This window comes from Geodermatophilus sp. SYSU D00965 (assembly GCF_054050075.1).
Window position 1 is genome coordinate 18,092 of sequence record NZ_JBJGYQ010000002.1, and the last position, 26,782, is coordinate 44,873.

General features: G+C 74.5%; 31 protein-coding genes. 17 read left to right on the forward strand and 14 right to left on the reverse strand.

The window, feature by feature from the left end; all coding sequences use genetic code 11:
* Positions 1-2: 2 nt before the first annotated feature.
* The gene (locus ACI789_RS01740) at positions 3-1,349 is read right to left on the reverse strand and encodes an SLC13 family permease (RefSeq protein WP_457006421.1); all 1,347 of its coding nucleotides are present in this window, start codon (positions 1,347-1,349) and stop codon (positions 3-5) included.
* A 171-nt stretch (positions 1,350-1,520) separates the two neighbouring features.
* On the opposite strand from ACI789_RS01740, the gene ACI789_RS01745 reads away from it, so the two are divergent.
* Positions 1,521-2,309 carry an IclR family transcriptional regulator gene (locus ACI789_RS01745; protein WP_457006422.1) on the forward strand — a complete coding sequence of 263 codons (789 nt, stop codon included), beginning with the start codon at positions 1,521-1,523 and terminating at the stop codon, positions 2,307-2,309.
* Between the two features lie 6 nt (positions 2,310-2,315).
* Here the strand turns inward: ACI789_RS01745 and ACI789_RS01750 are convergent, their stop codons facing one another.
* Positions 2,316-2,477: a hypothetical protein gene (locus tag ACI789_RS01750; protein WP_457006423.1), complete on the reverse strand. Its 162-nt coding sequence runs from the start codon at positions 2,475-2,477 to the stop codon at positions 2,316-2,318.
* 97 nt (positions 2,478-2,574) lie between these two features.
* On the opposite strand from ACI789_RS01750, the gene ACI789_RS01755 reads away from it, so the two are divergent.
* Positions 2,575-2,952 carry a hypothetical protein gene (locus tag ACI789_RS01755; RefSeq protein ID WP_457006424.1) on the forward strand — a complete coding sequence of 126 codons (378 nt, stop codon included), beginning with the start codon at positions 2,575-2,577 and terminating at the stop codon, positions 2,950-2,952.
* Between the two features lie 35 nt (positions 2,953-2,987).
* Positions 2,988-4,022, forward strand: coding sequence for an L-glyceraldehyde 3-phosphate reductase (gene mgrA, locus ACI789_RS01760; protein ID WP_457006425.1), 1,035 nt, complete (start codon positions 2,988-2,990; stop codon positions 4,020-4,022).
* 12 nt (positions 4,023-4,034) lie between these two features.
* On the opposite strand, the gene ACI789_RS01765 is transcribed toward mgrA, so the two are convergent.
* Together ACI789_RS01765 and ACI789_RS01770 are read right to left on the reverse strand one after the other, a co-directional pair.
* On the reverse strand, positions 4,035-4,874 hold the full coding sequence (locus ACI789_RS01765; RefSeq protein WP_457006426.1) for an SRPBCC family protein: 840 nt from the start codon (positions 4,872-4,874) through the stop codon (positions 4,035-4,037).
* A gap of 62 nt (positions 4,875-4,936) precedes the next feature.
* Positions 4,937-5,659, reverse strand: a complete 723-nt coding sequence (locus ACI789_RS01770) for a YoaK family protein (protein WP_457006427.1) — start codon at positions 5,657-5,659, stop codon at positions 4,937-4,939.
* Between the two features lie 160 nt (positions 5,660-5,819).
* Between ACI789_RS01770 and ACI789_RS01775 the strand changes: the two genes are divergently transcribed.
* From ACI789_RS01775 to ACI789_RS01805, 7 genes are all read left to right on the forward strand, one after another.
* A complete protein-coding gene (locus ACI789_RS01775; RefSeq protein WP_456917724.1) occupies positions 5,820-6,557 on the forward strand; it encodes a TenA family transcriptional regulator in 738 nt (245 codons plus the stop codon).
* Between the two features lie 128 nt (positions 6,558-6,685).
* Positions 6,686-7,081 (forward strand): Rieske (2Fe-2S) protein, encoded by a 396-nt coding sequence (locus ACI789_RS01780; protein ID WP_457006428.1) that lies wholly within the window; start codon positions 6,686-6,688, stop codon positions 7,079-7,081.
* 10 nt (positions 7,082-7,091) lie between these two features.
* Positions 7,092-8,324 (forward strand): NAD(P)/FAD-dependent oxidoreductase, encoded by a 1,233-nt coding sequence (locus ACI789_RS01785; RefSeq protein ID WP_457006429.1) that lies wholly within the window; start codon positions 7,092-7,094, stop codon positions 8,322-8,324.
* Positions 8,324-9,784: an aldehyde dehydrogenase family protein gene (locus tag ACI789_RS01790; RefSeq protein WP_457006430.1), complete on the forward strand. Its 1,461-nt coding sequence runs from the start codon at positions 8,324-8,326 to the stop codon at positions 9,782-9,784. Before ACI789_RS01785 ends, ACI789_RS01790 begins: the two co-directional genes overlap by 1 nt.
* Positions 9,781-10,221 carry a Rieske (2Fe-2S) protein gene (locus ACI789_RS01795; protein ID WP_457006431.1) on the forward strand — a complete coding sequence of 147 codons (441 nt, stop codon included), beginning with the start codon at positions 9,781-9,783 and terminating at the stop codon, positions 10,219-10,221. The genes ACI789_RS01790 and ACI789_RS01795 overlap by 4 nt, the downstream gene beginning before the upstream one ends.
* Positions 10,221-11,834, forward strand: coding sequence for a gamma-glutamyltransferase family protein (locus tag ACI789_RS01800; protein WP_457006432.1), 1,614 nt, complete (start codon positions 10,221-10,223; stop codon positions 11,832-11,834). The genes ACI789_RS01795 and ACI789_RS01800 overlap by 1 nt, the downstream gene beginning before the upstream one ends.
* Positions 11,827-12,264 carry a RidA family protein gene (locus tag ACI789_RS01805; protein WP_457006433.1) on the forward strand — a complete coding sequence of 146 codons (438 nt, stop codon included), beginning with the start codon at positions 11,827-11,829 and terminating at the stop codon, positions 12,262-12,264. The genes ACI789_RS01800 and ACI789_RS01805 overlap by 8 nt, the downstream gene beginning before the upstream one ends.
* A gap of 74 nt (positions 12,265-12,338) precedes the next feature.
* On the opposite strand, the gene ACI789_RS01810 is transcribed toward ACI789_RS01805, so the two are convergent.
* Positions 12,339-12,794, reverse strand: a complete 456-nt coding sequence (locus ACI789_RS01810) for a GlcG/HbpS family heme-binding protein (protein WP_456917717.1) — start codon at positions 12,792-12,794, stop codon at positions 12,339-12,341.
* A gap of 165 nt (positions 12,795-12,959) precedes the next feature.
* Here ACI789_RS01810 and ACI789_RS01815 point away from each other — a divergent pair, with 165 nt between their 5' ends.
* From ACI789_RS01815 to ACI789_RS01830, 4 genes are all read left to right on the forward strand, one after another.
* Positions 12,960-14,663, forward strand: a complete 1,704-nt coding sequence (locus ACI789_RS01815; protein WP_457006434.1) for a helix-turn-helix domain-containing protein — start codon at positions 12,960-12,962, stop codon at positions 14,661-14,663.
* 139 nt (positions 14,664-14,802) lie between these two features.
* Positions 14,803-15,177, forward strand: a complete 375-nt coding sequence (locus tag ACI789_RS01820; RefSeq protein ID WP_457006435.1) for a cupin domain-containing protein — start codon at positions 14,803-14,805, stop codon at positions 15,175-15,177.
* Positions 15,178-15,466: 289 nt separating this feature from the next.
* A complete protein-coding gene (locus ACI789_RS01825) occupies positions 15,467-17,137 on the forward strand; it encodes a hypothetical protein (protein ID WP_457006436.1) in 1,671 nt (556 codons plus the stop codon).
* The gene (locus ACI789_RS01830; RefSeq protein WP_457006437.1) at positions 17,134-18,504 is read left to right on the forward strand and encodes an amidase; all 1,371 of its coding nucleotides are present in this window, start codon (positions 17,134-17,136) and stop codon (positions 18,502-18,504) included. The genes ACI789_RS01825 and ACI789_RS01830 overlap by 4 nt, the downstream gene beginning before the upstream one ends.
* 9 nt (positions 18,505-18,513) lie before the next feature.
* On the opposite strand, the gene ACI789_RS01835 is transcribed toward ACI789_RS01830, so the two are convergent.
* The 3 genes from ACI789_RS01835 to ACI789_RS01845 form a co-directional block, all read right to left on the reverse strand.
* On the reverse strand, positions 18,514-18,978 hold the full coding sequence (locus ACI789_RS01835; protein WP_457006438.1) for an SRPBCC family protein: 465 nt from the start codon (positions 18,976-18,978) through the stop codon (positions 18,514-18,516).
* 5 nt (positions 18,979-18,983) lie between these two features.
* Complete coding sequence (locus ACI789_RS01840; RefSeq protein ID WP_457006439.1) at positions 18,984-19,421, reverse strand: nuclear transport factor 2 family protein; 438 nt, start codon at positions 19,419-19,421, stop codon at positions 18,984-18,986.
* 94 nt (positions 19,422-19,515) lie between these two features.
* Positions 19,516-19,812, reverse strand: coding sequence for a hypothetical protein (locus ACI789_RS01845; protein WP_456917711.1), 297 nt, complete (start codon positions 19,810-19,812; stop codon positions 19,516-19,518).
* 169 nt (positions 19,813-19,981) lie between these two features.
* On the opposite strand from ACI789_RS01845, the gene ACI789_RS01850 reads away from it, so the two are divergent.
* The gene (locus tag ACI789_RS01850; protein ID WP_457006440.1) at positions 19,982-20,131 is read left to right on the forward strand and encodes a hypothetical protein; all 150 of its coding nucleotides are present in this window, start codon (positions 19,982-19,984) and stop codon (positions 20,129-20,131) included.
* A gap of 8 nt (positions 20,132-20,139) precedes the next feature.
* On the opposite strand, the gene ACI789_RS01855 is transcribed toward ACI789_RS01850, so the two are convergent.
* Positions 20,140-20,373, reverse strand: a complete 234-nt coding sequence (locus ACI789_RS01855) for a hypothetical protein (RefSeq protein WP_457006441.1) — start codon at positions 20,371-20,373, stop codon at positions 20,140-20,142.
* A 156-nt stretch (positions 20,374-20,529) separates the two neighbouring features.
* Between ACI789_RS01855 and ACI789_RS01860 the strand changes: the two genes are divergently transcribed.
* Entirely contained in the window at positions 20,530-21,252 is a 723-nt protein-coding gene (locus tag ACI789_RS01860) for a VOC family protein (protein ID WP_457006442.1), read from the forward strand.
* Positions 21,253-21,256: 4 nt separating this feature from the next.
* Here the strand turns inward: ACI789_RS01860 and ACI789_RS01865 are convergent, their stop codons facing one another.
* Positions 21,257-22,651 carry an MFS transporter gene (locus ACI789_RS01865; RefSeq protein ID WP_457006443.1) on the reverse strand — a complete coding sequence of 465 codons (1,395 nt, stop codon included), beginning with the start codon at positions 22,649-22,651 and terminating at the stop codon, positions 21,257-21,259.
* A gap of 172 nt (positions 22,652-22,823) precedes the next feature.
* On the opposite strand from ACI789_RS01865, the gene ACI789_RS01870 reads away from it, so the two are divergent.
* Positions 22,824-24,500, forward strand: a complete 1,677-nt coding sequence (locus ACI789_RS01870; RefSeq protein WP_457006444.1) for a hypothetical protein — start codon at positions 22,824-22,826, stop codon at positions 24,498-24,500.
* Between the two features lie 58 nt (positions 24,501-24,558).
* Here ACI789_RS01870 and ACI789_RS01875 read toward each other — a convergent pair whose 3' ends face one another.
* The 4 genes from ACI789_RS01875 to ACI789_RS01890 all read right to left on the reverse strand — a co-directional run bounded on the left by ACI789_RS01875 (position 24,559) and on the right by ACI789_RS01890 (position 26,688).
* On the reverse strand, positions 24,559-24,756 hold the full coding sequence (locus ACI789_RS01875; protein ID WP_457006445.1) for a hypothetical protein: 198 nt from the start codon (positions 24,754-24,756) through the stop codon (positions 24,559-24,561).
* Positions 24,757-24,830: 74 nt separating this feature from the next.
* A complete protein-coding gene (locus ACI789_RS01880) occupies positions 24,831-25,235 on the reverse strand; it encodes an arsenate reductase ArsC (protein ID WP_457006446.1) in 405 nt (134 codons plus the stop codon).
* Positions 25,232-26,350 carry an ACR3 family arsenite efflux transporter gene (gene arsB, locus ACI789_RS01885; RefSeq protein WP_457006447.1) on the reverse strand — a complete coding sequence of 373 codons (1,119 nt, stop codon included), beginning with the start codon at positions 26,348-26,350 and terminating at the stop codon, positions 25,232-25,234. Before arsB ends, ACI789_RS01880 begins: the two co-directional genes overlap by 4 nt.
* Positions 26,347-26,688: a metalloregulator ArsR/SmtB family transcription factor gene (locus ACI789_RS01890; RefSeq protein WP_456917701.1), complete on the reverse strand. Its 342-nt coding sequence runs from the start codon at positions 26,686-26,688 to the stop codon at positions 26,347-26,349. Before ACI789_RS01890 ends, arsB begins: the two co-directional genes overlap by 4 nt.
* Positions 26,689-26,782: the final 94 nt, after the last annotated feature.

Sequence of the window (26,782 nt, forward strand, 5' to 3'; positions counted from 1 at the left end):
GGTCAGCCCAGCTGGGCGGGCAGGATGAAGAGCAGGACGGAGGCCAGCGGCGCGACGACGATCATCGTCAGGCCGAAGGTGAGCAGCTTCCGGGAGACCGACCGCTGCTGGTCCTCGGGTGCGCTGGCCACGACGAGCGCGCCGACGGACGAGAACGGGCTGGCGTCGACGACCGTGGCCGACAGGGCGATGGCGATGAGCACCGCCGTGGGGGAGAGGTGCCCCAGCGCCATGAGCGGGATCGCCAGCGGCACGATCGCGCCGATCACCCCGGTGCTCGAGGCGAACGCCGACACCAGCGCGGCCACGCCGCACAGCAGCAGGGCGCTGACCACGGGGGAGCCGACGCCGGCGACGGCCTCGCCGATCCGGGTGATCGTGCCGGCGCGGTCGAGCACCTCGATCAGGGTGACCAGGCCGCACACCAGCAGGATGACGTTCCAGCTGATGTGGGCGGTGTTCTCCTTGCGCGGGAACACGGCGTGCACCACGACCGCGGCGACGATCGCCAGCATCCCGATGTCCCAGCCCATCACCAGCGAGCCGAGTGCGACCAGCGCGATCGCGACCAGCGTGGTGACGCGGGCGGCGTCCAGCCGGGGCCGGACCGCCGTGGGCGCCGCGGTGCGGACGGCGGTCGCCGCCCCGCCACCGCCGGTGCCCGCCGACGGCGCGGACTCCAGCGGGGTGCCGCTGCCGTCGGCCGGACCGCCGGCGGCGCGGACGGCGTCGTCCAGCCCCCGGCCGGTGGCGCGCAGGCCGCCCATCACGACGTAGACGACGACCGCGAGGACGACGTTGAAGGCCAGGGTGCCCAGCCACAGCGTGACCGGGCCGACGTCGAAGCCCTCGCTGGCCACGGCCTCGTTGGCGATGATGCCGAGGGTCGACAGCGGGGAGAAGGTGCCGGCCCCGACGCCGGTCACGACCATGAGGCCGGCCAGCAGCGGCTTGATGCCGAACTCGCGGGCCAGGCTGAGGCCGATCGGCGCCATGATGCCGGCCGCGGCCTGGCCGGGGGCGCCGGCCGAGGTGACCGCTGCGGTGACGGCGAACAGCAGCAGCGGCACGACGCGGGCGTTGCCGCGCACCAGCCGGGCCATCGACATGACCAGCCACTCCGTCGTGCCGTTCGCGGCGGCGACGGAGAACAGGTAGGTGATGCCGAACAGCAGGATGAACAGGTTGGCCGGGAACCCGGACAGGATGGTGGGGAGGTCCTCCCCGAGCACGAGCGTGCCGAGGCCGAAGGCCCCGACGAGCGCCAGGGCGCCGATGTTGACCGTGCTGACGGTGCCCACGAGGAACACCACGAGCAGCACGACGACAGCGAGCACGTCGATGGACACGTTGCCTCCGCAGACAGGGTCCGGGACTTCCGGACGCGAGGGGGAGACGGGGCGGGCGAGGGCCCGCACCCGAGGCGGTGGTACCGGGAGTCGTCGTCCCGGCCGCTTGCACACATGGGACCCGGGTCACTGTGTCCCGGACAACAGTCCTCCCTATAGTCGGGAGAATCCGTGGCAGAAGAGGAGGTCGGGGTGGCCGGCAAGGAGTCGCGCAGCGTCGCGTCCAAGGTGTGCGAGGTGCTCGACGCGATCGGTGCGGCGCCGGCCGGGCTGTCGGCCACCGAGGTGAGCCGGCAGACCGGCATGCCCCTGTCGACGGCGCACCGGCTGGTGCAGACGCTGGCGGCGTGGGGTGGCCTGGAGCGGCAGCCCGACGGGCGCTACCGGGCCGGGCTGCGGCTGTGGCAGGTGGCCGCCTCCGCGCCGCGGGCCAGCGCGCTGCGGGACACCGCGCGGCCGTTCCTCGAGGACCTCTACGAGGCGACCCAGCAGAACGTCCAGCTCGCCGTCCGCGACGCCGGCGCGGCCCTCGTCGTCGAGCACTTCGCCACCCGGTCGGCGGTCCCCACGGCGACCCGCATCGGCGGCCGGCTGCCGCTGCACGCCAGCGGCGTCGGGCTGGTCCTGCTCGCGTGGGCGCCCAAGGAGGAGCAGGACGCCGTCCTCGAGGGGCCGCTCGAGCGCTACACCGCCAACACCGTCACCGAGCCCGGCCGGCTGCGCCGCGTCCTCGCCGAGGTCCGCCGGGCGGGGGTGGCCGTGGCGACCAGCACGATGCCGCTGCCGGCGCTGGCCGTCGCCGCACCGGTGGTCGGCCGCGGTGGGGTCGTCGTCGGCGCGGTGTCGGTCGTCGTCCCGCCGGGGGACACCTCCGCGCCCAGCTACGTCCCCGCGGTCATCGCGACCGCGCGCGGGGTGTCCCGGCAGCTGGCCGGCGTCCCCGTGGCGGTGCGCCGCTGACCCCGGTCAGATGCGGTTCTTCTGCTTCCCCCAGCCGAACGCCGCGGTGAGCAGGAAGAACAGCAGGCCGACGACGACCAGCCAGAACAGGCCCTCCACGACGGCACCGATGATGGTGATGACCAGCCAGACGACCAGCAGGAGTCCGAGGAAACGGAGCACGGTCATCTCCCGGGGGACGGCGCGAGGGTGTCGACCCCGACCCTAGGCCCTGACGGGCCTCCGACCAGGGCCGACCGGCCCCGCACCCAGAGGAGATCGCACCGTGCCCGACGACCTCGACGCACTGCTCGCCGCCGTCGGCCCGGAGGTTGCCGCGCTCGTGCGCGCCGCCGACGAGCTGGTGCGGCGCACCGACCCGGACGTCGTCCGGGTCGTCTGGCCGCACCAGAGGACGGTCGGCTACGGCGTGGGACCGAAGAAGACGACCGAGCACTACGCCTACCTCGCCGTCTACGGGCAGGTGCTCAACCTGGGCTTCAACCACGGCGCCGCGCTAGACGACGGCGGCCTGCTCGACGGCACCGGGAAGTCCTTCCGCAAGCTGCGCGTGCACGGCGCCGAGACGCTGGCCGACCCGCGGGTGGCCGACCTGCTGCGCGCCGCCCGGGCCGAGCGCCTGGCCGCCCTCGGCCGCACGTGAGGCCGGGCGTCGCGCCCGCTGGTTGGATCGACGGCATGGCCTTCCGCGCGTCCGACGCCCGCTACGACTCGATGACCTACCGGCGCACCGGCCGCAGCGGCCTGGACCTGCCGGCGATCAGCCTCGGCCTGTGGCACAACTTCGGCGACGACGTCCCGTTCGACCGCCAGCGCGCGATCCTGCGCCGCGCCTTCGACCAGGGCATCACGCACTTCGACCTGGCCAACAACTACGGACCGCCCTACGGGTCGGCGGAGACCAACTTCGGCCGGCACCTGGCCGACGACTTCCTCCCTTACCGCGACGAGCTGGTGATCTCCACCAAGGCCGGCTACGACATGTGGCCGGGCCCGTACGGCCAGGGCGGTGGCTCCCGGAAGTACGTGCTGGCCAGCCTCGACCAGTCGCTGCGCCGGATGGGCCTGGAGTACGTCGACATCTTCTACTCCCACCGGCCCGACCCGACCACGCCGCTCGAGGAGACGATGGGCGCGCTGCACAGCGCCGTCCAGGCGGGCAAGGCGCTGTACGTCGGCATCTCCAGCTACGGCCCGGAGGACACCGCGAGGGCCGCGGCGATCCTGGCCGACCTCGGGACGCCGCTGCTGATCCACCAGCCGTCGTACTCGATGCTCAACCGCTGGATCGAGACCGAGGGCCTGCTCGACACCCTGGAGCAGGTCGGCGCCGGCTGCATCGCCTTCTCGCCGCTGGCCCAGGGCATGCTCACGACCAAGTACCTCGACGGCGTCCCGGCGGGCTCGCGGGCCAGCCAGGACAAGTCGCTGTCGACCGACCTGCTCACCGAGGAGTCGCTCCGGCACGTCCGCGCGCTGAACGAGATCGCCCGGGGGCGCGGGCAGGGCCTGGCCCAGATGGCGCTGGCCTGGGCGCTGCGCGACCCCCGGGTGACCACCGTGCTCATCGGCGCGAGCAGCGTCGGACAGCTCGAGCAGAACGTCGGCGCGCTCGACGGGCTGTCCTTCAGCGACGAGGAGCTGGCCGCGATCGACGAGCACGCCGTGGACGCCGGCATCGACATCTGGCAGGGGCCCCGCACCGGGGCCTGAGCCCCGGAGCGGTCAGCGGGGCCGGTCGGCGGTGCCGTCCTCGTCGCGCCGGACGCCGGGGTCGAGGCTGCGCTGGGCGATCGGCTCGGGCCCCTCGTCGAGCACCTCCGAGGGCACGCCCACCGCCGCCGGCGAGGTCCCCGGGGAGGACGTGGGGGCCGGCTCGGCGGTGCGGGCGGCCTCCCGCTCCGCCGGCGTCACGGGCACCGGTCCCGGCTTGTCGTCGGGCTCCTCCTCGGCGCCGGAGCGGCCTGCCGCCACCGCCGCACCCACCGCCGCGGCACCGGCGGCGACCGCGGCGGCACCGGCGGCGACCGCCGTTCCCGACACCCCGGCCTTACCGCTGTCGCCGCGCGTGGCCGCGGCGTCCTCGACACCCGGGGTCCGCACGCCGGCGCCCGCGTCGATCGACCCCCGCCAGGCGCCGGTCGCGTACCCCTCGTCCTCGACGAGGGCCTTGAACCGCTCGAGGTCGGCGCGCACCTGGCGCTCGACGATGCCGAGCGCGTCGCCGACCTGCTCGACCAGCCCCTCGGGCTCGTACTCCAGCGTCAGGTGCACCACCGTCGAGGCCGGGCCCGCGGGCTCGAACCGGACGGCGCCGGCGTTGGTGGCGCCGCTGGTCGCCGCCCAGGCGATCCGCGTGTCGGGCACCTGCTCGAGGATGGTCGCCTCCCACTCCCGGCGGACGCCGGCGATCTGGGCCACCCAGTGCAGCCGGCGGTCGTCGAGCTGGCGCACCTCGCTCACGCCGCCCATGAAGTGCGGGAAGTCCTCGAACTGCGTCCACTGGTCGTAGGCCGTGCGCACCGGCACGTCGACCTGCAGGGAGTGTTCGGCCCGGGTCGTCATCGCGTCCTCCGTCGTCTCGGGAGGTCCCGGGGTACCCGGGCGGGCGCGCGCGGAAGCGCCGGTCAGCGGTGCCGGCCGAGCACCGCCGCCACGGCCACCACGCCGCCGAGCGCGGCCAGCTGCAGCACGGGGGCGGCCGGCGGCGCGAGGTGCAGCAGCCCCGCGGCGGCCGCGGCACCGGCCACCAGGCCGAGGATGATCTCCACGCTCGAGCGCACCTCGCGGTAGCCGCGCCCGGACGCCAGCCGCATGACGACCGTGGTCAGGGTGCCGGTGAGGTAGGTCGTCGACATCCCGGGGACGCCGAAGCGCTGAACGGTGCTGCTCTGGATGCCCAGCGCCAGGGCCATCGTGAACAGCAGGACCTGGGTGAGCACCGGCCCGGGCTCCCCGCCGGTCACCCACCAGCCGACCGCGTACCCGGCCAGCAGCACGAACTCGACGGCGAGGGCCAGGGTCACCCGCCGCGGCCACACCGGGTCGCCCGGCTGCGGGTGCCCGGCCAGCCGGACCCCGAGCGCGGCGCCGGCGCAGAAGGCCAGGATCGCGCCACCGGAGGCGATCGCCAGCGCGCCGTCGGCCGAGCTCGCCGAGACGCCCAGGATCACCAGGTTGCCGGTCATGACGCTGGTGAAGGCCCCGCCGAGGGCCATCAGGCCGATGGCGTCGGTCGCGCCGCTGACCACGGCCAGCGCCACCACCAGGGCCTGCCGGAGGCCGGTGCTCACCCGGTCGGCGGCGACGGCGGGCGGCGCGGACGGCGCAGCGACGGGAGAAGCGGACACGACCGAGGAGTCTCCGGCCCGACGTCGTCTGCGCGCGTTGGTCGAACTGCCCATCGAACCCTCTGATCCATGTGCACTGTGACCCTCATCGGGCGGGCGTCGCCGCTCCTAGCGTCATCGGCACACAGCCACCGCTGGAGACGACCGAGAAGGCGATGTCATGACCCAGATGCTCGACCGCACCGAGCTGCTCAGCCCCGAGGACTTCCGCGTCGCGCTGCAGGACGCGATCAAGGGCCGCGAGGCCAAGAACGCCTCCTTCAGCCAGGCGTGGGCCGACGGCAAGCTCGAGCGCCACCACTTCGCCCGCTGGGCCGAGAACCACTACCAGTACGTCGGCCCCTTCGCCGACTACCTCGGCTACATCTACGCGCAGACCCCGGACACCCTCACCGACGCCAAGGACTTCCTCCTCCAAAACATGTACGAGGAGGAGCTGGCCGACATCCGCCACACCGACCTGCTCATCCGGTTCGGCGAGGCGTGCGGCACGACCCGCGAGCGCATCGAGGACCCGAACAACGCCAACGCCGTCACCCGGGGCCTGCAGGCCTGGTGCTACGCGACCGCGATGCGCGAGCACTTCGTGGTCTCCACCGCGGCGCTGATCGTCGGGCTCGAGTCGCAGGTGCCCAGCATCTACAAGAAGCAGATCATCCCGCTGCGGGAGACCTACGGCTTCACCGAGGACGAGATCGAGTTCTTCGACCTGCACATCACCTCCGACGAGGTGCACGGCGAGCGCGGCTACCAGATCGTGCTCGAGAACGCGACCACCCCGGAGCTGCAGCAGCGCTGCCTGCAGTTCGTCCGCTGGGGGGCGGAGATGCGCTACTCCTACACCCGCGCGCTGTACGACACCTACGTCGCCCCCGACCTCGAGGGCGCCTCGGCCTGACCGGCCGACCCCGGACCGGGGTGCCGGCACCGGCGCCCCGGTCCGCGCGGTCGAGCACGACCGCCTCCCGCACGTCCCCGCCGGCCACGGCGCCGGTTCTCCCCGCACGCCCTCGACCGGAGGCCCCCGTGAGCCAGCCCGCGAGCTCCGCGACCACCACCCCCGCGCCCACGCCGGGCTCCTGGGTGCACGTCGCCGACCTGAAGGAACTCACCCGCCGCAAGCGCAAGCAGGTCACCCTCGGCGGCTGCCCGATCGCGCTGTTCCTCGTCGACGACGAGGTCTTCGCGATGGACGACGTCTGCGTGCACAAGGAGCGGTTCCTGACCAAGGGCACGATCCTCAACGGCCAGGTCATCTGCCCGGGCCACCAGTGGCGGTTCGACCCGCGCACCGGCGAGGCCGAGGACCAGGAGGGCCGCCAGGCCACCTACGCCGTGCAGGTCACCGACGAGGGCGCGGTCCTCGTCGACCCCCAGCCCGTCACCCCCCGGCGCGAGAGCGCGCCCGACGCGTCCGCCTGAGGTGCCCACCATGACTGCCGAACAGACCCTGGTCATCGTCGGCGCCGGCCACGTCGCCGCCTCCGCCGCCAAGGCGCTGCGCCGCCGCGGCTTCGCCGGCCCCGTCGTCGTCCTCGGCGACGAGCCGGTCGGCCCGTACCAGCGCCCCCACCTGTCCAAGGAGCGGCTCGCCTCCGGCAGCGACGCCGGCCTGTGGCTGCTCGACCCCGCCTGGTGCGCGGACAACGACGTCACGCTGCGGACCAGCAGCCCGGTGGAGCGCATCTCCGCGGCCACCGGGGAGGTGCTGCTCGCCGACGGCGGCAGCATCCCCGCCGACTCGGTCCTGCTCGCCACCGGCGGCCGCCCGCGGCGCCTCCCCGGTGTCGACGGCGACCGCGTCCACCACATCCGCACGCTGGCCGACAGCGACCGGCTGCGCGAGCGGCTCACCCCGGGCCGCCGGGTCGGCGTCCTCGGCGGCGGCTTCCTCGGCACCGAGGTCGCCGCGGCCGCGGTCACCCGCGGCGCCGACGTCGTCGTCTTCGACCGCGACCCGGTCCTGCTGGCCCGCCTGATGGGCCTCGACATCGGCGCCGCCGTCACCGGCCTGCACCGGCAGCGCGGGGTCGACCTCCGCCTGGGCGAGCCGATCAGCGCCGTCCGGGCCCGCGCCACCGGCGTCGACGTCCACACCGCACACGGCATCGAGACCGTCGAGGACCTCGTCGTCTGCATCGGGATCGAGCCCAGCATCGACGTCGCCGTCCGTTCCGGCCTGGTCGTGAGCAACGGGGTCGAGGTCGACGCGCAGGGGCGCACCTCGGTGCCGGCCGTCTTCGCCGCCGGCGACGTCGCCGCCCACGACCACCCGCGCTACGGGCGGGTGCGGGTCGAGCACGTCGACGTCGCCCAGCAGCAGGCCGCGGCGATCGCCAAGACCCTCGCCGGCAAGCCCGCCACCTTCGCCGACCCGCACTGGTTCTGGAGCGACCAGTACGACCTGAACCTGCAGGGCCTGGGCCTGGGCGGGGTCCGGCCGGGCGACGAGCAGGTGACCCGCGGGGACCTCGCGGCCCTCGACGGCACCGTGTTCTGGCTGCGCGACGGGGTGCTCGTCGCCGCCGCCACCGTCGAGCGCGGCGAGGACGTCTCCGTCGCCCGGGAGCTCATCGACCTGGAGATCCCGGTCGACGCCGCCCGGCTCGGCGACGAGTCGATCGAGCTCGAGGAGCTCCTGGAGTTCGAGGAGGCGGGGGTCTGATGACCGTGCGCAGGGTGTGCAACCTGGTCGACGGGGCCTGGGTCGAGTCGGTCACCGGCCGGGTCCGGGAGCGCCGCGACCCGGCCGACGACCGCGAGGTGGTCAGCACCTTCCCCGAGTCCGACGCGAAGGACGCCGACGCCGCGGTGTCGGCCGTCGCGGCCGGCTGGCGCGCGTGGGGCGACACCGCCCCCGAGCAGCGCGCCCGGGTGCTGGAGAACGCCGCCGCCGTCCTGGAGGGGCAGCGCGACTCTCTGGTCGAGGAGCTGGTCCGCGAGGAGGGCAAGACCCGCGCCGAGGCCACCACGGAGGTCAGCCGGACGCCGGCGAACCTTCGCTTCTACGCGGGCGAGGCGCTGCGCACAGCCGGGCAGACGCTGCCCACCGGCGACGGCAGCCTGGTGTTCACCTGGCGCGGACCGGTCGGCGTGGTCGCCGCCATCACCCCGTGGAACTTCCCGCTCAACATCCCCTCCCGCAAGCTCGGCCCCGCGCTGGCCGCGGGCAACGGCGTCGTCTTCAAGCCCAGCGAGGTGACGCCGCTGCTCGGCCAGCGGCTGGTCGACGCCCTGCTCGAGGGCGGCCTGCCCGCCGGGGCGATCGCCGTCCTGCACGGCGGGGCCGAGGTGTCGCAGGCGCTCGTCGCCGACGACCGGCTGGACGCGATCACCTTCACCGGCTCGACCGCGGTGGGGGAGTCGATCCACCGGGCGGTGCGGGCCAGCCGTCGCACGCAGCTGGAGATGGGCGGCAAGAACCCCGTCGTCGTCCTGGAGGACGCCGACCTCGACCGGGCCGCGACGCTCATCGCGAAGGGCGCGTTCGGCCTCTCCGGCCAGGCGTGCACCGGCACCAGCCGGGTGCTCGTCCACGACGCGGTCCACGACGCCCTGCTGGAGAAGGTGGCCGCGAAGGCCGCCGCGCTCCGGCTCGGGCCCGGCCTGGCGCCCGGGGTCGACGTCGGCCCGCAGGCCACGGCCCGGCAGAAGGAGTCCGTGGTCGGCGCGATCCGGCAGGCCCTCGACGACGGCGCCCGGCTGGTCGTCGGCGGCCCCGGCGACCCGGCCGACGACGACCCGGCGCTGGCCCACGGGCACTTCGTGCGCCCCACGGTCTTCGCCGACGTCGACCCGGCCTCGGCGCTGGCGACCGAGGAGGTCTTCGGCCCCGTGCTGGCCTTCCTGCGGGTGGGGTCGATGGACGAGGCTGTCCTCGTGGCCGACGCCACCCGCTACGGACTCTCCGCAGCCATCGTCACCGCCGACATCGGACGGGCCCTGCGCTTCGCCCGGGAGGTCCCCGCCGGCCTCGTGAAGATCAACCAGCCCACCACCGGCCAGGCGATGAACGCGCCCTTCGGTGGCCTCAAGGACAGCAGCACCCAGACCTCGAAGGAGCAGGCAGGAGCAGCGATGATGGCCTTCTACACGGTCGACAAGACCGTCTACCTGAGCGCATGACCGCCCCCGAGACCGCGCGCGGCGTGGTCACCGACGAGGAGCTCGCGGCCGCCGGCACCGAGTGCGCGTTCGTGCGGGTCTGCCGCGCCGGCCAGGTGCCCAACGGGTACGTGCGCCGCTTCTACGCCGAGACCGAGCACGGCCAGCTGGAGCTCGCCGTCGCCCGCCTCGACGGCAGGGCGTACGCCACCAGCAACTACTGCACCCACCTGGACTGCCTGCTCAGCTCCGGCAAGCTGCAGGACGACGGCATCCGCTGCTCGTGCCACAACAGCGTCTTCGAGCTGGAGACCGGCCAGCCGATCCAGCCACCGGCCACCGAGGCGATCCGCACCTACCCGGTGCGCGAGGAGGACGGCCAGGTGCTGGTCGGCATCTCCGAGCGCGACGTCCTGGAGGGCGGGCCGCGCCGGCGCAAGCCGCCGGCGGCCGGCTGATGCCCGCCTGGTCGCCGGCCGAGGAGGCCGGCCGCGGCCCCACGATCGCCTCCGGCGGCATGGTGACCAGCAGCTCCCCGATCGTCAGCCAGCTCGGCGCCGCCGTGCTGGCCGGCGGCGGGAACGCCGTCGACGCGGCGCTGGCCATGACGGCGATGTCGTGGCTGGCGCTGCCCGGCCAGTGCGGCATCGGCGGCGACGCCTTCGCCGTCGTCCGCGAGCCGGACGGTCGGGTGTGGACGGTCAACGGCAGCGGCTACGGGCCGGACGGCGCCTCGGCCGAGGGCTACCTCGACGAGGGGCTGACGGCGCTGCCGATGACCGGCGCCCGCGCCGTGGCCACCCCGGGCGCGCTGGCCGCCCTGGCCACGCTGCACGCGCGCAGCGGCACCCGGGAGCTGGCCGAGCTGTGGGCGCCGGTCGCCGCGGCGGCCCGCGCCGGGCTGCCCTGCACGGTCAAGAACCGGGCCGACGTCGCCGAGCACGCCGGTGCGCTGTCGGCCGACCCCGGCCTGCGCCGCTGGCTGCTGCCCGGCGGCCGGGTACCGGCCGTCGGTGACCGGCTGCCCGCGCCCGAGCTCGCCGACAGCATCGAGCAGCTGGCCCGCCGGCCGCTGGCGCTGTACGAGGGTGACCTCGCCGAGCAGGCGGTGGCCCTGCTCCGCGCCGGCGGCGCCCCCTTCTCCGGCGACGAGTGGGCGGCCGGCCGCGAGGCCCCGCCGGCCGACGCGGTCAGCGCCCCCTACGGCGACCTGGTGGTCCACCAGACCCCGCCGCCGTCCCCGGGCTGGATGGTGCTGCACCAGGCCGCGCTGCTCGACGGGCGGCTGACCGGGCTGCCGACCTGCGGCGCCGACGCCGTCCACCTGCTCGCCCTGGCGGCGCGGCGGGCGTTCCGGGACCGCTACGAGCGGTGCGGCTCGGACACCGACGCCTGGCGCGACCTGCTCGCCGCCGACGCGATCGAGCGGGCCCGCGGCGAGCTGGCCGGCGAGCCGCTCGTCACCGGTGGGGTCGGCATGGCCGGGGACACCACCAGCTGCGTGGCCGTCGACGCCGAGGGCCGGGCGGTCAGCGCCATCTCCTCGCTGGCCTTCACCTTCGGCGCGCGGATCTCCATCCCGGGCACCGGCATCGCGCTGAACAACCGGCTCGGCCGCGGTGCCTACCTCCTGCCCGGCCACCCCAACGCGCTCGCGCCGCGGCGCAAGCCGCTGCACACCCTCAACGCCTGGGTGCTCACCGACCGCGCCGGCGGGCTGCGGCACGCGGGCAACACCCCCGGCGGCGACGGCCAGGTGCAGTGGAACACCCAGGTCATCTCGCACCTGGTCGACGGCGGCCTGGACCCGCAGACCGCGGTCGCGGCGCCGCGCTCCACCGTCCACCCCGGCAGCGACGCCGACGCCGTCGGCAGCCCCGAGACGCTCCAGGTGGAGAGCCGCCTCGGCGACGCCGTCATCGGGGAGCTGGCCGCCCGCGGGCACGACGTGCGCGATGTCGGTCCGTGGGGCGGCGGTGGCAGCGCGCTGGTCGTCTCGGTGGACGACGAGCGGGGCGTGTTCGCCGGCGGCGCCGACCCGCGGCAGGACGGGGTGGCGCTCGGTGTCTGAGCTGTCCGAACGGGCGACCGCCGTCCCCCCGCAGGGGGCCTACGTGCCGGCCGTCGTCCACGCCGGCCTGGTGTGGACGGCGGGGATGACACCGCGCCGCGACGGGCGGCTCGTCGTCCGCGGCGTCGTCGGCCGGGACGTCGACCTGGCCACCGCGCGGGAGGCGGCCGGCCTGGCCGCGGGCAACACGCTCACCGCGGTCGCCGAGGCCCTCGGCGGCCTCGACGCGGTCGCGCGGTGCGTGAAGATGACCGTCTTCATCGCCGCCGCCGACGACTTCACCGAGCACGCCGCGGTGGCCGACGGCGCCTCGGCGGTGCTGCGGGAGCGGCTGGGGGAGCGCGGCGTCGTGGCCCGCAGCGCGATCGGCGTCCGGACGCTGCCCTCGGGCGCGCCGGTCGAGGTCGAGCTCGTCGCCGCCGTCGCCTGACCACACCGGCGAGATCCCGTGATCTCGCACGCCATGGGCGCCATGGACGTGCGAGATCACGGGATCTCGACGGATCAGACCAGCGCCGGGTCCTGCGCCACGTGGTCGGCGAAGGCCTGCAGCGCCGCGGCGCCGACCGCCTTGTCCTGCTCGCCGTTGCCGCCGCTTACGCCGACGGCGCCGACGATCTGGCCCTCGTACACGATCGGGAAACCACCCACGAAGATGGCGAACTTGCCGGGCAGCATGTGCGAGATGCCGAAGGCCTCGTTGCCGGGCAGCGCCGGGCCGTTCGGCGGCTCGTTGAACAGGTGCGTGGCGCGCTCGTGGCCGGCGGCGGTGAAGGCCTTGGCGATGGAGATCTCCACGCCGGTCAGCCGGGCGCCGGGCAGCCGGTGCAGGGCGATGACGTTGCCGCCGTCGTCGCACACGCAGATCGTCTGCTTGACGCCGATCTCCTCCGCTTTGGCCCGGGCGGCCGCCAGCATCGGCAGCGCGTCGTCGAGGGTGATCCGGAAGACCTGGTGCACGGGGCTCTCCTCCTCCGGCCGAGGCCGGGTCGTCGGCTGCCGTCCCTCGGCCGGGCGAGGGCGGCGTGTGCTGTCAGCCTCCGGGCTGGACGACGGCCCCGGCAATGGTGAGACTGCCGTACGACACGGGCACAGGGTTGTGCACTCTGACCGAAGGAGCGCGCCATGCCGCACGCCCACTCCGACGACGCGCTGACGCTCGCCCGGCTCCTCCAGGAGCCCGCGCTGCGGCGTGCCCGGATCCACGCCGGGCGCGCCGGGGCGGTCACCCGGGTGGAGTGGGTCGCGCCCTGGGCGGTGACCGGGACGCAGGAGGAGTCCCTGACCGGCGTGCTGGTGCACGCGCACGCCGCGGAGCTCGCGCGGGCCGGGGTGTCGATCGACGAGGCCGCCCGGGTGCTGGCCGAGCGGGGCGCCGCGGCGCTCCTCGTCGACGGTCACCAGCCCGACGCCGCGGACGCCGAGGCCGCCTGCCGGCTGCCCCTGGCCACCATGGCCGACACCGTCTCCTTCGCCGTCCTCAACCGGCTGGTGGCCGACCTGACCCTGGCCCGGGAGACGCACGTGCTCCGCTACGGCCTCACCGTGCACCGGGCGCTGGCCGAGCTGCTCTACCGCGGGGCCGAGCTGCCGGCGCTGTGCAGCCAGATGTCGCGGATGTCGCAGCGGCCGGTGGCCGTCTTCGACAAGCAGGGCGTGCTGGCGGCGCTGGAGCAGCGGCAGCCGCGGGTCGTCGAGCCGGCCGACCTGGTGGCGGCGTTCACCGAGCAGGCCGAGGCGCTGGGCACGGTGGGGGAGCCCGAGGAGCTGCACCCGCGGTTCGCCGAGATCACCCTGGCCGGGCAGCACCTGTCCTGCGTGCTCACGCCGATCGTGCTCGGCGGCCGGCACGACGGCTGGGTGCTGCTGCTCGAGGAGACCGACGACCCGCACCCGCACGACCTGGCCGAGCACCGCGTCCTCGTCGAGCAGGCCGCGCCGATCATCGGTACCGAGATGCTCCGGCTGCGCAGCGTGCAGCGGGCCAAGGAGCAGGCCCGCGGGGACTTCGTGCACGGCCTGCTGCACGGCCGGTTCGCCACCGTCGACGACATCAGCGCCCGCGCCGCGCACTACGACTTCCCGGTCCGCTCCTGGTTCGGGGTCGTGGTCGCCTCCGGCCTGACCACTCCGGCGGACGCCGACTCGCCGTCCCGGCTGCAGTCGATCGCCACCCAGGCCGCCCGGCTGCTGCCCGAGCAGGACCGGCACACGCAGGCGGCGATGGTGGGCGACGTGCTCGTGGTCGTCCGGGAGGCGGCCCGCCGCGGCACGATGGGGACGCCGGACAACGCGCTGGCCGCGGTGAGCGAGTACGCCGCGGCCCTGCACCGGTACCTCAGCCGCCGCAAGGACCAGGCCGGCCGGCCGATCCGGGTCGCCTACGGCCGCCCGGTGGTCGGGGCGCTGGCGATCCCCGACAGCTACCGCGAGGCCCGCATGGCGCACGGGCTGCAGAACCGCCTGCACCTGGCCGACGTGTGCGGGTTCCAGGAGCTGCGGGTGCACGCCGTCCTGGAGGACGTCGCGGCCGGGCAGGTCGGGGCGCGGTTCGCCTCCGACGTCCTCTCGCCGCTGCGCGACCCCGGCGCCGCCGACCTGGAGGACGCGGTCCTGGCGTACGTGGCCTCCGGCGGCAACGTGAACGCCGCCGCGCGCGACCTGCACATCCACCGCAACACGATGCTCTACAAGCTGGACCGGGCCTCCCGGTTGCTGGGCATGGACCTGCGGCAGGCGGAGAACCAGTTCACCGTCTGGCTGGCGCACACCCTCGACATGCTGGCGAGCACCGGGCGGGAGGTGGACCGGCTGGTCAGCCCGGTCTGAGCACCCCGGCCCGGACGGGAGGTGTCCCGGGGACCGTCGGCCGGCCGGCCGTCTTGCCGCGCGGACGTCCGGGCGAGCAGATTGTCCGGTGGGGAGGCGTCCCCGGGAGGCGCTCCCCCCGGCGGCGCGGGAGGCAGCGATGAAGGACTGCAGGATCATCCGCGGGAGCGGCGAGGGGTACCGCGGGAAGCAGGGTCTGGACTACTTCGCGGGCATCTCGGCCGAGAGTGCCGGGGCCGAGGGCCTGTGCATGCACCTGCTCGAGATGCCGGCGGGCGCCGAGGCGAAGGCGCACCTGCACGAGGGCCACGAGTCCGCCATCTACGTGCTGGAGGGGGCGGCCTCGCTGCGCCACGGCCCCGAGCTCGAGCACGTCGACACCGTGAGCGCGGGGGACTTCGTCTACATCCCCGCCGGTGTGCCGCACCAGCCGTTCAACCCGACGGACGAGCCGGTCCGGGCACTCATCGCCCGGACGGACCCGAACGAGCAGGAGAGCGTCGTCCTCCTCTGAGCCCCGGACCGCGACCGATCCGCTCCGGGCCCCGGCGCCCTCGACCGGCCCGGCCGCCGGCCGTGGCCGGCCGCCGGTCCGGCCGGCCGAGGTGGCCGACGTGTGCAGCGTGCACAAACGGTGCGGCGAGCACTGGGCAACGTGCCGGTGAACGGGGGTTGTGCCGCCGCTACCGTCCGGCGGACGACCACCCTCCCGGTGATCGCGTCCCATCCGTTGTTCGGCCCGGTTGTCCCGCCTGGCGTGCATGGCGGGCGGCTGAGCCCCGTGCACGAACTCGGAGGTCCCCTTGACTGCCGCCCACTGGGTGTACCTGGCAGGTGTCGCATCACTGATCGTCGTGATGCTGCTACGGAAGAACGTGATCGTCCCCGCGGTGATCGCCACGCTCGTGACGACGTGGCTCTACACCGGCGACTTCCTCAACGGCCTCGGCTCGGTCTTCAGCGCCAGCATGGTGGCGACCACCGAGCTGCTGAACATCTTCCTGGTGCTCACGGTGGTGACCGCGCTCCTGGGGGCGCTGCGAGCCATCGGCGCCGACCGGCGGATGATCGCGCCGCTGGCCCGGCTCATGAAGAACGGCCCGATCTCCTACATCACCCTCTTCGCCGCCACCTACCTGCTCTCGCTGGTGTTCTGGCCGACGCCGACCCTGGCACTCCTCGCAGCCATCCTGCTGCCCGCGGCGATCGCGGCCGGGCTCTCCCCGCTGGGCGCCGCGATGGCCATCGCCATCGCGGGCCAGGGAATGGCGCTCGCCTCCGACTACGTGATCGGGGTCGCTCCCGGTCTCTCCGCCAGCGGTGCCGGTGTCCCCGCCGGCGCGATCGCCGACCGGGCGCTCGTGCTGAGCTGGGTGGTGGGCGGGGTGGCCATCACCATGACCTACTTCCTGCACGTCCGGAACGGCTCGATCGCCGCCCTCCTGCCCGGCTCCCGGGGCCGGGCCTCGCGCCGCGACGCGGTCGCCCTCCTGCCGGCGCGGGAGATGGACCTGAGCGAGGTCCCGGTGACCGTCGGCACGGCCCTCACCACCAAGGGCGAGCCGTTGCGCGTGCGGACCGCCCCGGTGACGGGCGCAGCGTCCGGGGACGGCTCCGGGTCGGGGAACGGCGCCGACGGCGACGGCTCGGGTCCGGCCGGCGGCACCGGCAACGGTCACGGGCCGGCCTCCGGCAACGGGCACGGACCGGCCGCCGGCAACGGGCACGTCCCCGCGGACGACGTCGACGCCCTGCCCGCACCCGCGCGGGCGCGGCGGGCCCGCCTGTTCGCCATCGCCGTCCCCGTGGCCTTCGCCGTCCTGGTCCTCTACATGCTGCTCGGCAAGGTCACCGACCTGGTCCCCGAGGTGGAGGCCGGCTGGGGCGCCGCGCTGGTCGGGGGCCTGGCCCTGGTCCTCATGCTGGCGGTGACGATCTCCTCGGGCAGCAACGGCCTGGAACGGGCGGGGGAGCACTTCGTCGACGGCCTGGTGTTCGCCTTCAAGGCCATGGGCGTGGTCATCCCCGTGGCCGGCTTCGTGCTCGTCGGCATCTCCGACTTCGCCGGGCGGATCATGCTCCTGCCCGAGGACGCCGAGGCGCCGGGCTTCCTGTTCGACGCCATCTCGAGCGGGGAGCGGTTCATCCCGGACAACCCCGTGGTGGTCATGTTCGCGATGCTGCTGGCCGGCATGCTGATCGGCCTCGACGGCTCCGGCTGGGCGGGCCTGCCGTTCACCGGGTCCATGGCCGACGCGTTCGCCACCTCGACCGGCGGGGACACCGCGACCCTCGCGGCCATCGCGCAGAACGCCGCGGGCTGGACGGGTGGCGGCACGCTGCTCATCTGGTCCTCGCTGATCGCCGTCGCCGGTCTCACGGGGGTGCCGGTGACCACGCTCGCCCGCAAGCTGTTCGTGCCGGTCGTCACGGGGTTGGTCCTCAGCGTCGTGGTGGCGGCGGTGATCTGGTGAGCCGGGCGACCGTCCGGGGCCTCGCCGGGGACGTCCGTGCCGGACTCGCGTCGCCGACGGAGGTGCTCGACGACGCGCTGTCCCGCGTGCGGGCCGTCGACCCGGTGGTCCGCGCCTTCGTGTCGGTCGACGAGGAGCGGGTGCGGGCGGAGGCCGCCGAGCTGACCGAGGAGGCGGCCCAGGGCCGGTTCCGGGGAGCGCTGCACGGCGTCCCGGTGGCGGTCAAGGACCTCATCGACGTGCGTGGTCACCCGACACGGTGCGGCTCGCTGGTGACCGACGACCGGCCGGCCGGTGACGACGCCCCGGCGGTGCGGCGGCTGCGGGCTGCGGGCGCGCTCGTCCTCGGCAAGACCGCCACCCACGAGTTCGCGCACGGGGTCACCACGCCGCCGACCCGGAACCCCTGGGACGTCTCGCGCATCCCCGGCGGCTCGAGCGGTGGCTCGGCCGCGGCGGTGGCCTCGGGGCAGGTCCCGGCCGCCCTGGGCAGTGACACCGGGGGGTCCATCCGGGTCCCCGCGGCCCTCTGCGGGGTCTCCGGGCTGCGCCCCCGGCCGGCGGACGTGCCGGTGGCCGGCTGCGTCCCGTTCTCCCCGAAGCTGGACACCTGCGGACCGATCGCCGGGGACGCCGAGGACCTCGCCCTCCTCTTCGCCGTCCTCGCGGGGACCCCCTGCCCGGTCGACGCGCCGGTCGAGGGCCTGCGCCTCGGCACGGTCGCGGCCGAGGCGCTGGGGGACGTCGACGTCGAGGTCCTCGCGGCGGTCGAGGCCGCGGTGGCGGTCTTGCGGGCGGAGGGGGCCGTCCCCACCCCGGTGACCGTCCCGCCCTTCGCGGCGTGGAGCGCGGCCCGCACCGTGTACGTGCTCTCGGACTTCCTCGACGTGCACCGCACCGCGGGCTGGTACCCCGGCCGCCGGGAGCGCTACGGCGAGGAGGTGGCCAGCTACCTGAGCCTGGCCGAGCAGATCGCGCCGCGGGAACGGGAGGCCGCCGTCCGCGAACTGGGCCGGCTGGAACCGGCGCTGCGGTCCGGCCTCGAGGACGTCGACGTGCTGGTCCTCCCCACGACGGCGGTCCCGGCGCCGACCATCGAGGAGACCGCCTTCCGGCCCGGCGAGACCGGGCGTGCACCGGTGGTGGGGACGCTCATGCGGTTGTGCGGGCCGTTCAGCTGGTGCGGCCTGGCCGCCGTCAGCGTGCCGTGCGGGTTCACCGCGGGCGGCCAGCCGATCGGGCTGCAGGTGGTCGGTCGCGACGTCCCGACGGTGCTCGGCGTGGCCGCCCGGTACCAGGCACGGACCGATCACCACCTGCGGGTCCCGCCGGTGGGTCCCCCTGTCGTGGGGGCGGTCGCCGGCTGAGCGGCGCGGTCAGCGGCCGCCGTCCTCGACGAGGCCAGCCAGGCGGTCCAGGGACAGCCGCCAGCCGGTCTCGTTGTCGGCCGGCGGGACGCCGTCGGGCAGCCCGTCGTGCACCGCGACCAGGTGGGTGCCGCCGTCGGCGTCGGCGAGGGTGATGGAGATGGTCATCTCGCCGCGCAGGGCGGGGTCGTCGGTCTCGAACTCGTCGATCTCGACGACGAGCTCGTCGGGCACCAGCCGGGCGAACCGGCCACGGTAGGTGTCGGTGTGCGCGGTCGTCTTCCCGGCCGGTCCGGGGTCGTCGTAGGTGAGCGAGATGCGGAACGTGCCGCCCTCGCCGCCGGTGAACTCGTGCACCTGCGCGGTCATCCCCGGGGGCACCTTCCAGCGGGCGATGGCGTCGGCGTCGACGAGGGCGCGGTAGACCGCCGCGCGCGGTGCCCGGATGTGCCGGGCGACCCGGGTGGAGGTCACGGCGGTCACTGCTCCGAGGCCGCGGGCACGGTGCCGTCGGGTGACACGCCGTCCCAGAGTTCGTCGAAGGCGATGCTGTCGTAGAAGGCGGTGCCGTCGACCACCCGGCCGTCGCGCAGGGTGAGGAACCACGCGTAGGTGTTGCGGTAGGTCGTGCCGGCCGTGGTGGTGCCCTCCCCGTCCCACAGGACGACGACCGTGTCGCCGTCGGCGTGGACGCCGCGGACACGGACCGGACGGAAGGGCGCCTCCGGCCGGAACCGCGCGGCGAAGGGCCGCAGGACCTCGTCGGTGAACTCGCGGGCGCTGCCGTAGGTCCCCGCCACCCGCGACCGGCCGACGATCTCCCAGGTCATCCCGTCGGCGAAGATGCTGGACACGTGCCCGTCCCCGCGCGACCACGCGGCGAACGCCTGGGTCACGACGTCCCGGTTGCTGCTCACCCGGCGGACCTCCTCCACAGCGCTGATGGCCGGCCACCGGCAGCCCCGACGACCGAGCCGCCATCCTCCTGCGTCGGCCACGGCTCCGGGGAGGTCAGGGACGGGGGTTGGTGCGCGTCCAGCCGCGGTCGTCCCGGCGGGCGCCCAGGGCCGCCCGGCAGCGGCGGCACACGTCCTGCACCTCCTCCGCGTGCCGGCCGGACTCCGGCTGGACGTCGGCCCAGCTCACGTGCGGGAAGCGGGCCAGCCGCGACCTGCTCATCGACAGGCCGCACACGGTCTCGTTGCGCCCGCGCTCCCAGGCGTGGACCTCACCGGCGGGGTAGCGGATGCCGTCGTCGGGGTCGGTCCACTGGCCCGCGGCCGCGACCGCTGCGTTGCGCACTGCCATGGCCGCGCCATACCCGGTCGACGCGGCCCGCACCGGGCGTGGTGGGGACGGCTCGTCGGCGTCGACGTTCCCGCTGGAACGTCGGCAAGGACCCAGCCTTGCTGGCGTTCCCGCGGGAACGCCCCGGACAGCCGCGGGACCTCGCGGAGTCCCTGGCGAAGGAGTCCCGTTGCTCCTCCTCGCGGGCCTGCTGGGCCTGCCCACGTGGGGTCGGCAGGGCGCTGTGGTCCACGTCGCGCTGCTGCCCGTCGTCGTCCTCGGCTTCCGGGCGTGGGCGCGGCGCTGCTTCCTCGGCGGCGGGCGCGATCGTGGCCGCTGACCGCGACGTCAGCTCTGCGGCTCGGAGTCGGACGAACCGCCGGCCGCCCTCAGCTCGCGCCACTGGCCGACGGCCATCCCGGCGTTGACCACCGCGACGAGCGCGGCACCTGCACCGATGATCTGCTGGTCGTCGTCGCCGGACGTGAACACGACGACGGCGAGACCCACCATGAGCGCGGCGGCCACCACGCGGGACCAGAGGACGCCGCGTGGGGTGTTCAGCGCTCGCCACCACCGCACGCGGCCAGCTTGCCCGACGTCGGCGGCGTGCGGGTCGAGGCCGGGGCGGCCGGCAGCGGAAGTCCGTTGCGGCGTGGTCCGCGAGCGCCCTAGCGTCGCCCCCTCGGGGACGGGACGACGCGGCCGGGAGGCAGCGGAGCGGAGGTCGGGAACGCGATGACTGCTCGCCTCGTCGCACTGAGCTTCGCTGCGAACGACCCGCGCCGTCTCGCGGACTTCTGGGTCGGCCTCCTGGGCTGGGAGAGGGGTGAGGACCCCGCCGACGGGGTCGCGCTGGTGCCCAGCGACGACACCGGGTTCCAGGTGCGGTTCCTCCCGACGCACGAGCCGAAGACGGGCCAGAACCGGGTGCACCCCGACCTGACCAGCGCGTCCCCGGAGGGCCAGCAGCAGACCGTGGCGCGGGCGCTGGCACTCGGCGCCCGGCACATCGACGTCGGTCAGCGTCCGGAGGAGGGCCACGTGGTCCTCGCCGACCCGGAGGGCAACGAGTTCTGCGTCATCGAGGCGGGCAACCGGTTCCTCGCCGACTGCGGGTTCCTCGGAGCGCTCGCGTGCGACGGCTCGCAGCAGGTCGGGTACTTCTGGCGCGACGCGCTGGGCTGGCCGCTGGTGTGGGACCAGGACCAGGAGACCGCGATCCGGTCACCGCACGGCGGTCCGAAGATCACCTGGGGCGGTCCGCCGGTGGCGCCGAAGACGGGCAGGAACCGGCTGCACCTCGACCTCGCGCCGGCCGTCCCCGGGGAGCTGGACGCGGAGGTCGACCGCCTGCTGTCCCTGGGCGCGACCCGTCTCGACGTCGGTCAGGGGGACGTCGACGGGGTCGTGCTGGCCGACCCCGACGGCAACGAGTTCTGCGTGCTGCCCCGCGCGTAGACGGTCAGCCGGCGGGGCGGTCGGGGAGTTCCCGCCCGGCGAAGCTGAGTGCCAGCCCGAGCACGGCCACCGCGGCGCACCCGGCGAACAGCCAGCCGAGCGCGGCAGGGTAGGTGGCCGCGACGCCGGCGGCCCCGACCGAGGCGCCGACGAACCGCATCATGTTGAACAGCCCGAGGCCGGCGCCCTTCTGCCCGGCGGGGGAGCGGGTGGCACCGCTCAACGACGGCGTCTGCACCAGCGCCACTGCGAACCCGGCGACGACGAGCACGGCCGCGACGGGGAGCACGGCCGTCGACGCCGTCCCCAGGAGCACGCCGAGGGCGACCGAGACGCCGAGCAGCACCGCCAGGCCGGTGCGCAGCACCGGCCGCGGCCCGATCCGGTCGGCCAGCAGCCCGACCAGGGGTGCCGAGGCGGCCCAGACCACGGGCAGCAGGAAGACCAGCAGGCCGGTGGCGGTGCCGGACAGCCCCGCGACGCCGGTCAGGTGCAGCGGCACGGCCACGAGCACGGAGAACAGCGTCACCTGCTGCACGAAGACGCCGGTGGCGCTGCGCAGCCAGCGGATCTCCACCAGCAGCCGCGGGTCGATGAACGGCCGCGGCCGCCGGAGCCCGGAGACGACGAAGCCGGCCAGTGCCAGCACGCCGAGGACCGCCGCCGCCGGCGGCACCCACCCCGGCACGCCGTCCTGCGGCGCCGCGGTCACGGCGGCCATCAGCGCGGCCACCCCGAGCGTCAGCGAGCCGACGCCGAGTCCGTCGATCGGGGCGCGCTCCCCGGCGTCCCGGGGGACGACGCAGGCGGCGAGCACCAGGACGCCGACAGTGACCGGCACCAGCAGCCAGAAGATCCACCGCCAGCCGAGCGCGTCGGCCAGCAACCCGCCGATCGGCGGCCCGACGGCCTGGCCGATGCCGTTGGCCGCCCCCCACGCGCCCATGACCCGGTTGCGACGGCTGGCCGGCCAGCAGCGGGCGAGCGTGCCCATGACCGCGGTCGGGACCGCGGCGCACCCGACGCCCTGCAGTGCGCGGCTGGCCACCAGCCACGGGAGGGACGGGGCCAGCGCGGCGCCGACCGTGCCGACCGTCAGGATCGACAGCGCGAGGACGAGCGTGCGGCGGCGCCCCAGCCGGTCGCTGATCCAGCCGGTGATCGGCATCGCGACGGCCAGGACGAGCACGGACGCCGAGGCGACGAGCACCCCCTGGGTGACCGGCGCCCCGAGGTCGGTGGTGATCTGCCGCAGGGGCACGTTCACGATGTTGTTGCTGACCGTGCCGAGGAAGGTCGCGCCCAGCAGCGCGGCGAGCAGCCACCCGGCCCGGGGGAGAGTGCCGTCGGCGACCTCGGCCGTTGCGTACGGTCGGTCCTGGGTCGCGCTACCGGTCACGGGCGTCCTCTCCGTTCACGCTTCGGGAACAGCCTGCCAACCTGCGCAGAACGCCACTACGGCACGGTGCACATTCGGAGGTGGGGCGAGTGTGCACATCGTTCATGGACGGGGCTCCGCCCGTCGGGGAGCTTTTCCCACCAACACATTGGGCTCACCCCTAGGGGCGTCGATGCAACTCACAGCAGCGCACTGGGTCTTCCTGGCAGGGGTCGTCGTCATCCTCGCCACGATGATCATGCGCAAGAACATCGTGGTACCCGCCGTGGTCGCCACGTTCCTGACCGCGCTGGTGTGGTCGGGCAGCCTGGCCACGGGACTCTCGTCGGTGTTCAACGCCAGCCTCGTGGCCGCGACCAGCCTGTTCAACATCTTCCTGATCATCGCCATGGTCACCGCGATGCTGCGGTCCCTGGAGGGACTGGGATCCGACAAGCGGATGGTGACCCCGTTCCGCCGGGTCATGCGCAACGCGCACCTGTCCTGGTGGACGCTGGTCATCGTCACGTACTTCATCTCGTTGTTCTTCTGGCCCACGCCGGCCGTGCCGCTGGTGGGCGCGGTACTGGTGCCGGTCGCGATCCGGGCCGGCCTGCGCCCGCTGGCGGTCGGCTTCACCATCGCGATCGCCGGACAGGGCATGGCCCTGTCGTCGGACTACATCATCGGCGTCGCGCCGCAGCTGTCGGCGACGGCAGCCAACGCCGACCCGACGGTCGTGGCCGACCGCGCCTTCGTGCTGTCCCTGATCGTCGGCGGTGTCGCGCTGGCCATCGGCTACATCATGGAGCTCCGCAAGATGCGGCGGCCCTCCGACGAGCTGCTCGCCGAGTGGGAGAGCACGGCCGACCGGCGCAGCGGCACGGCCGACGCCGAGGCGGTCGAGACCGCCGCGGAGGACGGCCCGGCTGACGGCTCCGGTGGTCCCGGTGGCGGCCTGCCGGCGGACGGCACCGGTGGCGCCGGGCCCACGACGGGTGGCCAGCGCGAGCTCGTGGGGGTGGCCAGCGGGGGCCCCGCGCCGCGGGACGAGGCCCAGACCATCGCGCAGCGGCTGGGTAAGGGGCGGGCGCTGATCGGCACCCCGGCCGGTGGTCCTGTGCCGCCGGAGCAGCACACCATCACCCCGGTCGAGAAGCCGTTCGCGTCCAAGGCCTTCGCGCTGCTGGTCCCGCTGGCGTACCTGGCCCTGATCGTCTACCTGGTCGTGGCCAGCGTCTCGGAGTCCGTGCCGGACCTCCAGGGTGGTGACGCGGCGGCCCTGGTCGGCGGCATCGCGCTGCTGGTCATGTTCGGCGCGGCGTACGCCCGGAGCGGGAACAAGTTCCTGGAGACGGCGGCCGACCACATCGTCGACGGCCTGGTGTTCGCCTTCAAGGCCATGGGCGTCGTCCTGCCGATCGCCGGGTTCTTCTTCCTCGGCAACAGCGAGTTCGCCGCCTCGATCCTGAGCATCCCCGAGGGGGAGACCGCGCCGAACCTGCTGTTCGACCTCGTCGTGGCCGGCCAGGAGCAGCTGCCCGCCAGCGCGCTGGTCACCGCCTTCGGCGTGATGATCGTCGGGGTCGTCGCCGGCCTGGACGGCTCGGGCTTCTCCGGCCTGCCGCTCACCGGCGCGCTGGCCGGCTCGCTCGCCGACGGCGCCGGTGTCAGCAGCCCGACGCTGGCGGCGATCGGCCAGATGGGCAACATCTGGTCCGGGGGCGGCACGCTCGTGGCCTGGTCGTCCCTGCTCGCGGTCGCCGGGTTCGTCCGGGTGCCCGCCGTGGATCTGGCCCGCCGCTGCTTCCTGCCGGTCATCGCCGGTCTGGCGGTCGCGACCGTCCTGGGAGTGCTCATCTTCGGCTAGCGCCCCCGGACACGCGGCAGCCCCGGACCCACCGGTCCGGGGCTGCCGCGTGTCCGCGTCAGGCGTTCAGGTGCCGCGGGGAGGTGCTGAAGACCTGCTGCCACACCTGCTGGGCGGTGTGCACGAGCAGGGCGGCGGCCACGACCGGGCCGAGCACCTTCCAGACCACCGACGCGTCCAGGACGAAGGGCAGCACGCCGAGGACGACGGCGACGACCGCGGTGGTGCGGAGCGTGTGGGCGAACGGTTGCTGCATGACGTCAGTCTTACTACGGCGTTCCGTTGGGCCGCTCCGCGAAAGGCCTGTTCAGCGCTGGATTGAGAGCACTCTCACGGTGAGGTGGGCAGCAGCTCGGCCAGCAGCCCCCGTACGCGGGCCTCGATCTCGTCGCGGATCGGCCGGACGGCGTCCACGCCCCTGCCCGCGGGGTCCTCGAGCTGCCAGTCGAGATACCGCTTGCCGGGGAAGACCGGGCAGGCGTCGCCGCAGCCCATCGTGATCACTACGTCCGAGGCTTCCACCGCGCCGGTCGTCAGCACCTTCGGGCGCTGCCCGGTGATGTCGATGCCCACCTCGGCCATGGCGGCGACCGCGGCCGGGTTGACCTCGTCCGCGGGCAGCGAGCCGGCCGAGCGCACCTCCACCGCGTCGCCGGCCAGGTGCCGCAGCCAGCCGGCGGCCATCTGGGAGCGGCCGGCGTTGTGCACGCAGACGAACAGGACCGAGGGCGTCATCGGGTCCTCCGAACGGCGGCGGGGACGGTGGGGTCGTCGGCGGGGAAGCGGCGGGCCGCCCACAGCGCGACGTAGACCAGCGCCACCAGGACCGGCACCTCGATGAGCGGGCCGACCACGCCGGCCAGCGCCTGCCCGGAGGTGACGCCGAAGGTGCCGATGGCCACCGCGATGGCCAGCTCGAAGTTGTTGCCGGCCGCGGTGAACGCCAGCGTGGCGGTCTTGGCGTACCCCAGCCGCAGTCGCATCCCGAGCAGGAACGAGCCGCCGAACACGAGCGCGAAGTAGGCCAGCAGCGGCAGCGCGATCCGGACGACGTCCCAGGGGCGGGAGGTGATCGCCTCGCCCTGCAGCGCGAACAGCATCACGATCGTGAACAGCAGGCCGTACAGGGCCACCGGGCCGATGCGCGGGAGGAACCGGCCCTCGTACCAGTCGCGGCCGCGGGTCCGCTCGCCGAGCGTGCGGGTGAGGAAACCGGCGAGCAGCGGGACACCGAGGAAGACCAGGACGCTGAGCACGATCGCCCCGACGCTGAACTCCGCCGACGTCGTGGGCAGGCCCAGCCAGCCGGGCAGCACCTGCAGGTAGAACCAGCCGAGCGCGGCGAAGGCGGCGATCTGGAAGACCGAGTTCAGCGCGACCAGCACGGCGGCTGCCTCCCGATCGCCGCAGGACAGGTCGTTCCAGATCAGCACCATCGCGATGCAGCGGGCCAGCCCGACGACCACCAGACCGGTGCGGTACTCGGGCAGGTCGGGCAGCAGCAGCCAGGCCAGGGCGAACATCAGCGCCGGCCCGACCAGCCAGTTGAGCACCAGGCTGGCCGCCATCAACCGCCGGTCGCCGGTGACCCGGTCGAGCTCGGTGTACCGGACCTTGGCCAGCACCGGGTACATCATCAGGACCAGCCCGACGGCGATCGGCAGGCTGACGTTGCCGACCTCGACCGCGCCCAGGGCGTCGTCCAGCCCCGGCAGCCAGCGGCCGAGCAGCAGCCCGGCCGCCATCGCCGCGACGATCCAGACCGGCAGGAACCGGTCGAGCGTGGACAGCCGCTGCAGGACCGGCGCCTCGGGCGACCGGACCGCGGTCTCGGTGACGGCGTCGCTCACGCCGGGACCGCTGCGGGGTCGAACAGGCCGGCGACGGCGGCCAGCGCCTCCCGGCGGACGGCGTAGTAGACCCACACCCCCCGCTTCTCGCGGTCGAGCAGCCCGGCCGAGTGCAGCACCTTGAGGTGGTGGCTGATCGTCGCCTGGGTCAGGTCGAACGCCTCGTTGAGGTCGCAGACGCAGGCCTCGCCGTCGGTGCTGGAGGCGATCAGGCTGACCAGCCGCAGCCGCACCGGGTCGGCGAGGGCCTTGAGCAGCGGAACGACCCGCTCGGCCTGCTCGGCGGACATCGCGGTGCCGGTCAGCGGCGTGCAGCACGCCAGGCCGGGGTCGCTCATCGGGGTCTCCTCCGCAGTCGGCATCGACCTGCATCGTACTGATGTCCATCATATTGACAAGCATCGATGTGAGGTGGTCACCTGGTGCGGACAT

What these genes read in the sequence shown, in the direction of transcription:
- ACI789_RS01750 (WP_457006423.1), bottom strand. Translation starts at nt 2,477, where the DNA reads ATGACCGTGCTCCGTTTCCTCGGACTCCTGCTGGTCGTCTGGCTGGTC.
- mgrA (WP_457006425.1), top strand. Translation starts at nt 2,988, where the DNA reads ATGGCCTTCCGCGCGTCCGACGCCCGCTACGACTCGATGACCTACCGG.
- ACI789_RS01765 (WP_457006426.1), bottom strand. Translation starts at nt 4,874, where the DNA reads ATGACGACCCGGGCCGAACACTCCCTGCAGGTCGACGTGCCGGTGCGC.
- ACI789_RS01775 (WP_456917724.1), top strand. Translation starts at nt 5,820, where the DNA reads ATGACCCAGATGCTCGACCGCACCGAGCTGCTCAGCCCCGAGGACTTC.
- ACI789_RS01785 (WP_457006429.1), top strand. Translation starts at nt 7,092, where the DNA reads ATGACTGCCGAACAGACCCTGGTCATCGTCGGCGCCGGCCACGTCGCC.
- ACI789_RS01790 (WP_457006430.1), top strand. Translation starts at nt 8,324, where the DNA reads ATGACCGTGCGCAGGGTGTGCAACCTGGTCGACGGGGCCTGGGTCGAG.
- ACI789_RS01795 (WP_457006431.1), top strand. Translation starts at nt 9,781, where the DNA reads ATGACCGCCCCCGAGACCGCGCGCGGCGTGGTCACCGACGAGGAGCTC.
- ACI789_RS01800 (WP_457006432.1), top strand. Translation starts at nt 10,221, where the DNA reads ATGCCCGCCTGGTCGCCGGCCGAGGAGGCCGGCCGCGGCCCCACGATC.
- ACI789_RS01815 (WP_457006434.1), top strand. Translation starts at nt 12,960, where the DNA reads ATGCCGCACGCCCACTCCGACGACGCGCTGACGCTCGCCCGGCTCCTC.
- ACI789_RS01820 (WP_457006435.1), top strand. Translation starts at nt 14,803, where the DNA reads ATGAAGGACTGCAGGATCATCCGCGGGAGCGGCGAGGGGTACCGCGGG.
- ACI789_RS01845 (WP_456917711.1), bottom strand. Translation starts at nt 19,812, where the DNA reads ATGGCAGTGCGCAACGCAGCGGTCGCGGCCGCGGGCCAGTGGACCGAC.
- ACI789_RS01860 (WP_457006442.1), top strand. Translation starts at nt 20,530, where the DNA reads ATGACTGCTCGCCTCGTCGCACTGAGCTTCGCTGCGAACGACCCGCGC.
- ACI789_RS01870 (WP_457006444.1), top strand. Translation starts at nt 22,824, where the DNA reads ATGCAACTCACAGCAGCGCACTGGGTCTTCCTGGCAGGGGTCGTCGTC.
- ACI789_RS01875 (WP_457006445.1), bottom strand. Translation starts at nt 24,756, where the DNA reads ATGCAGCAACCGTTCGCCCACACGCTCCGCACCACCGCGGTCGTCGCC.
- ACI789_RS01880 (WP_457006446.1), bottom strand. Translation starts at nt 25,235, where the DNA reads ATGACGCCCTCGGTCCTGTTCGTCTGCGTGCACAACGCCGGCCGCTCC.
- ACI789_RS01890 (WP_456917701.1), bottom strand. Translation starts at nt 26,688, where the DNA reads ATGAGCGACCCCGGCCTGGCGTGCTGCACGCCGCTGACCGGCACCGCG.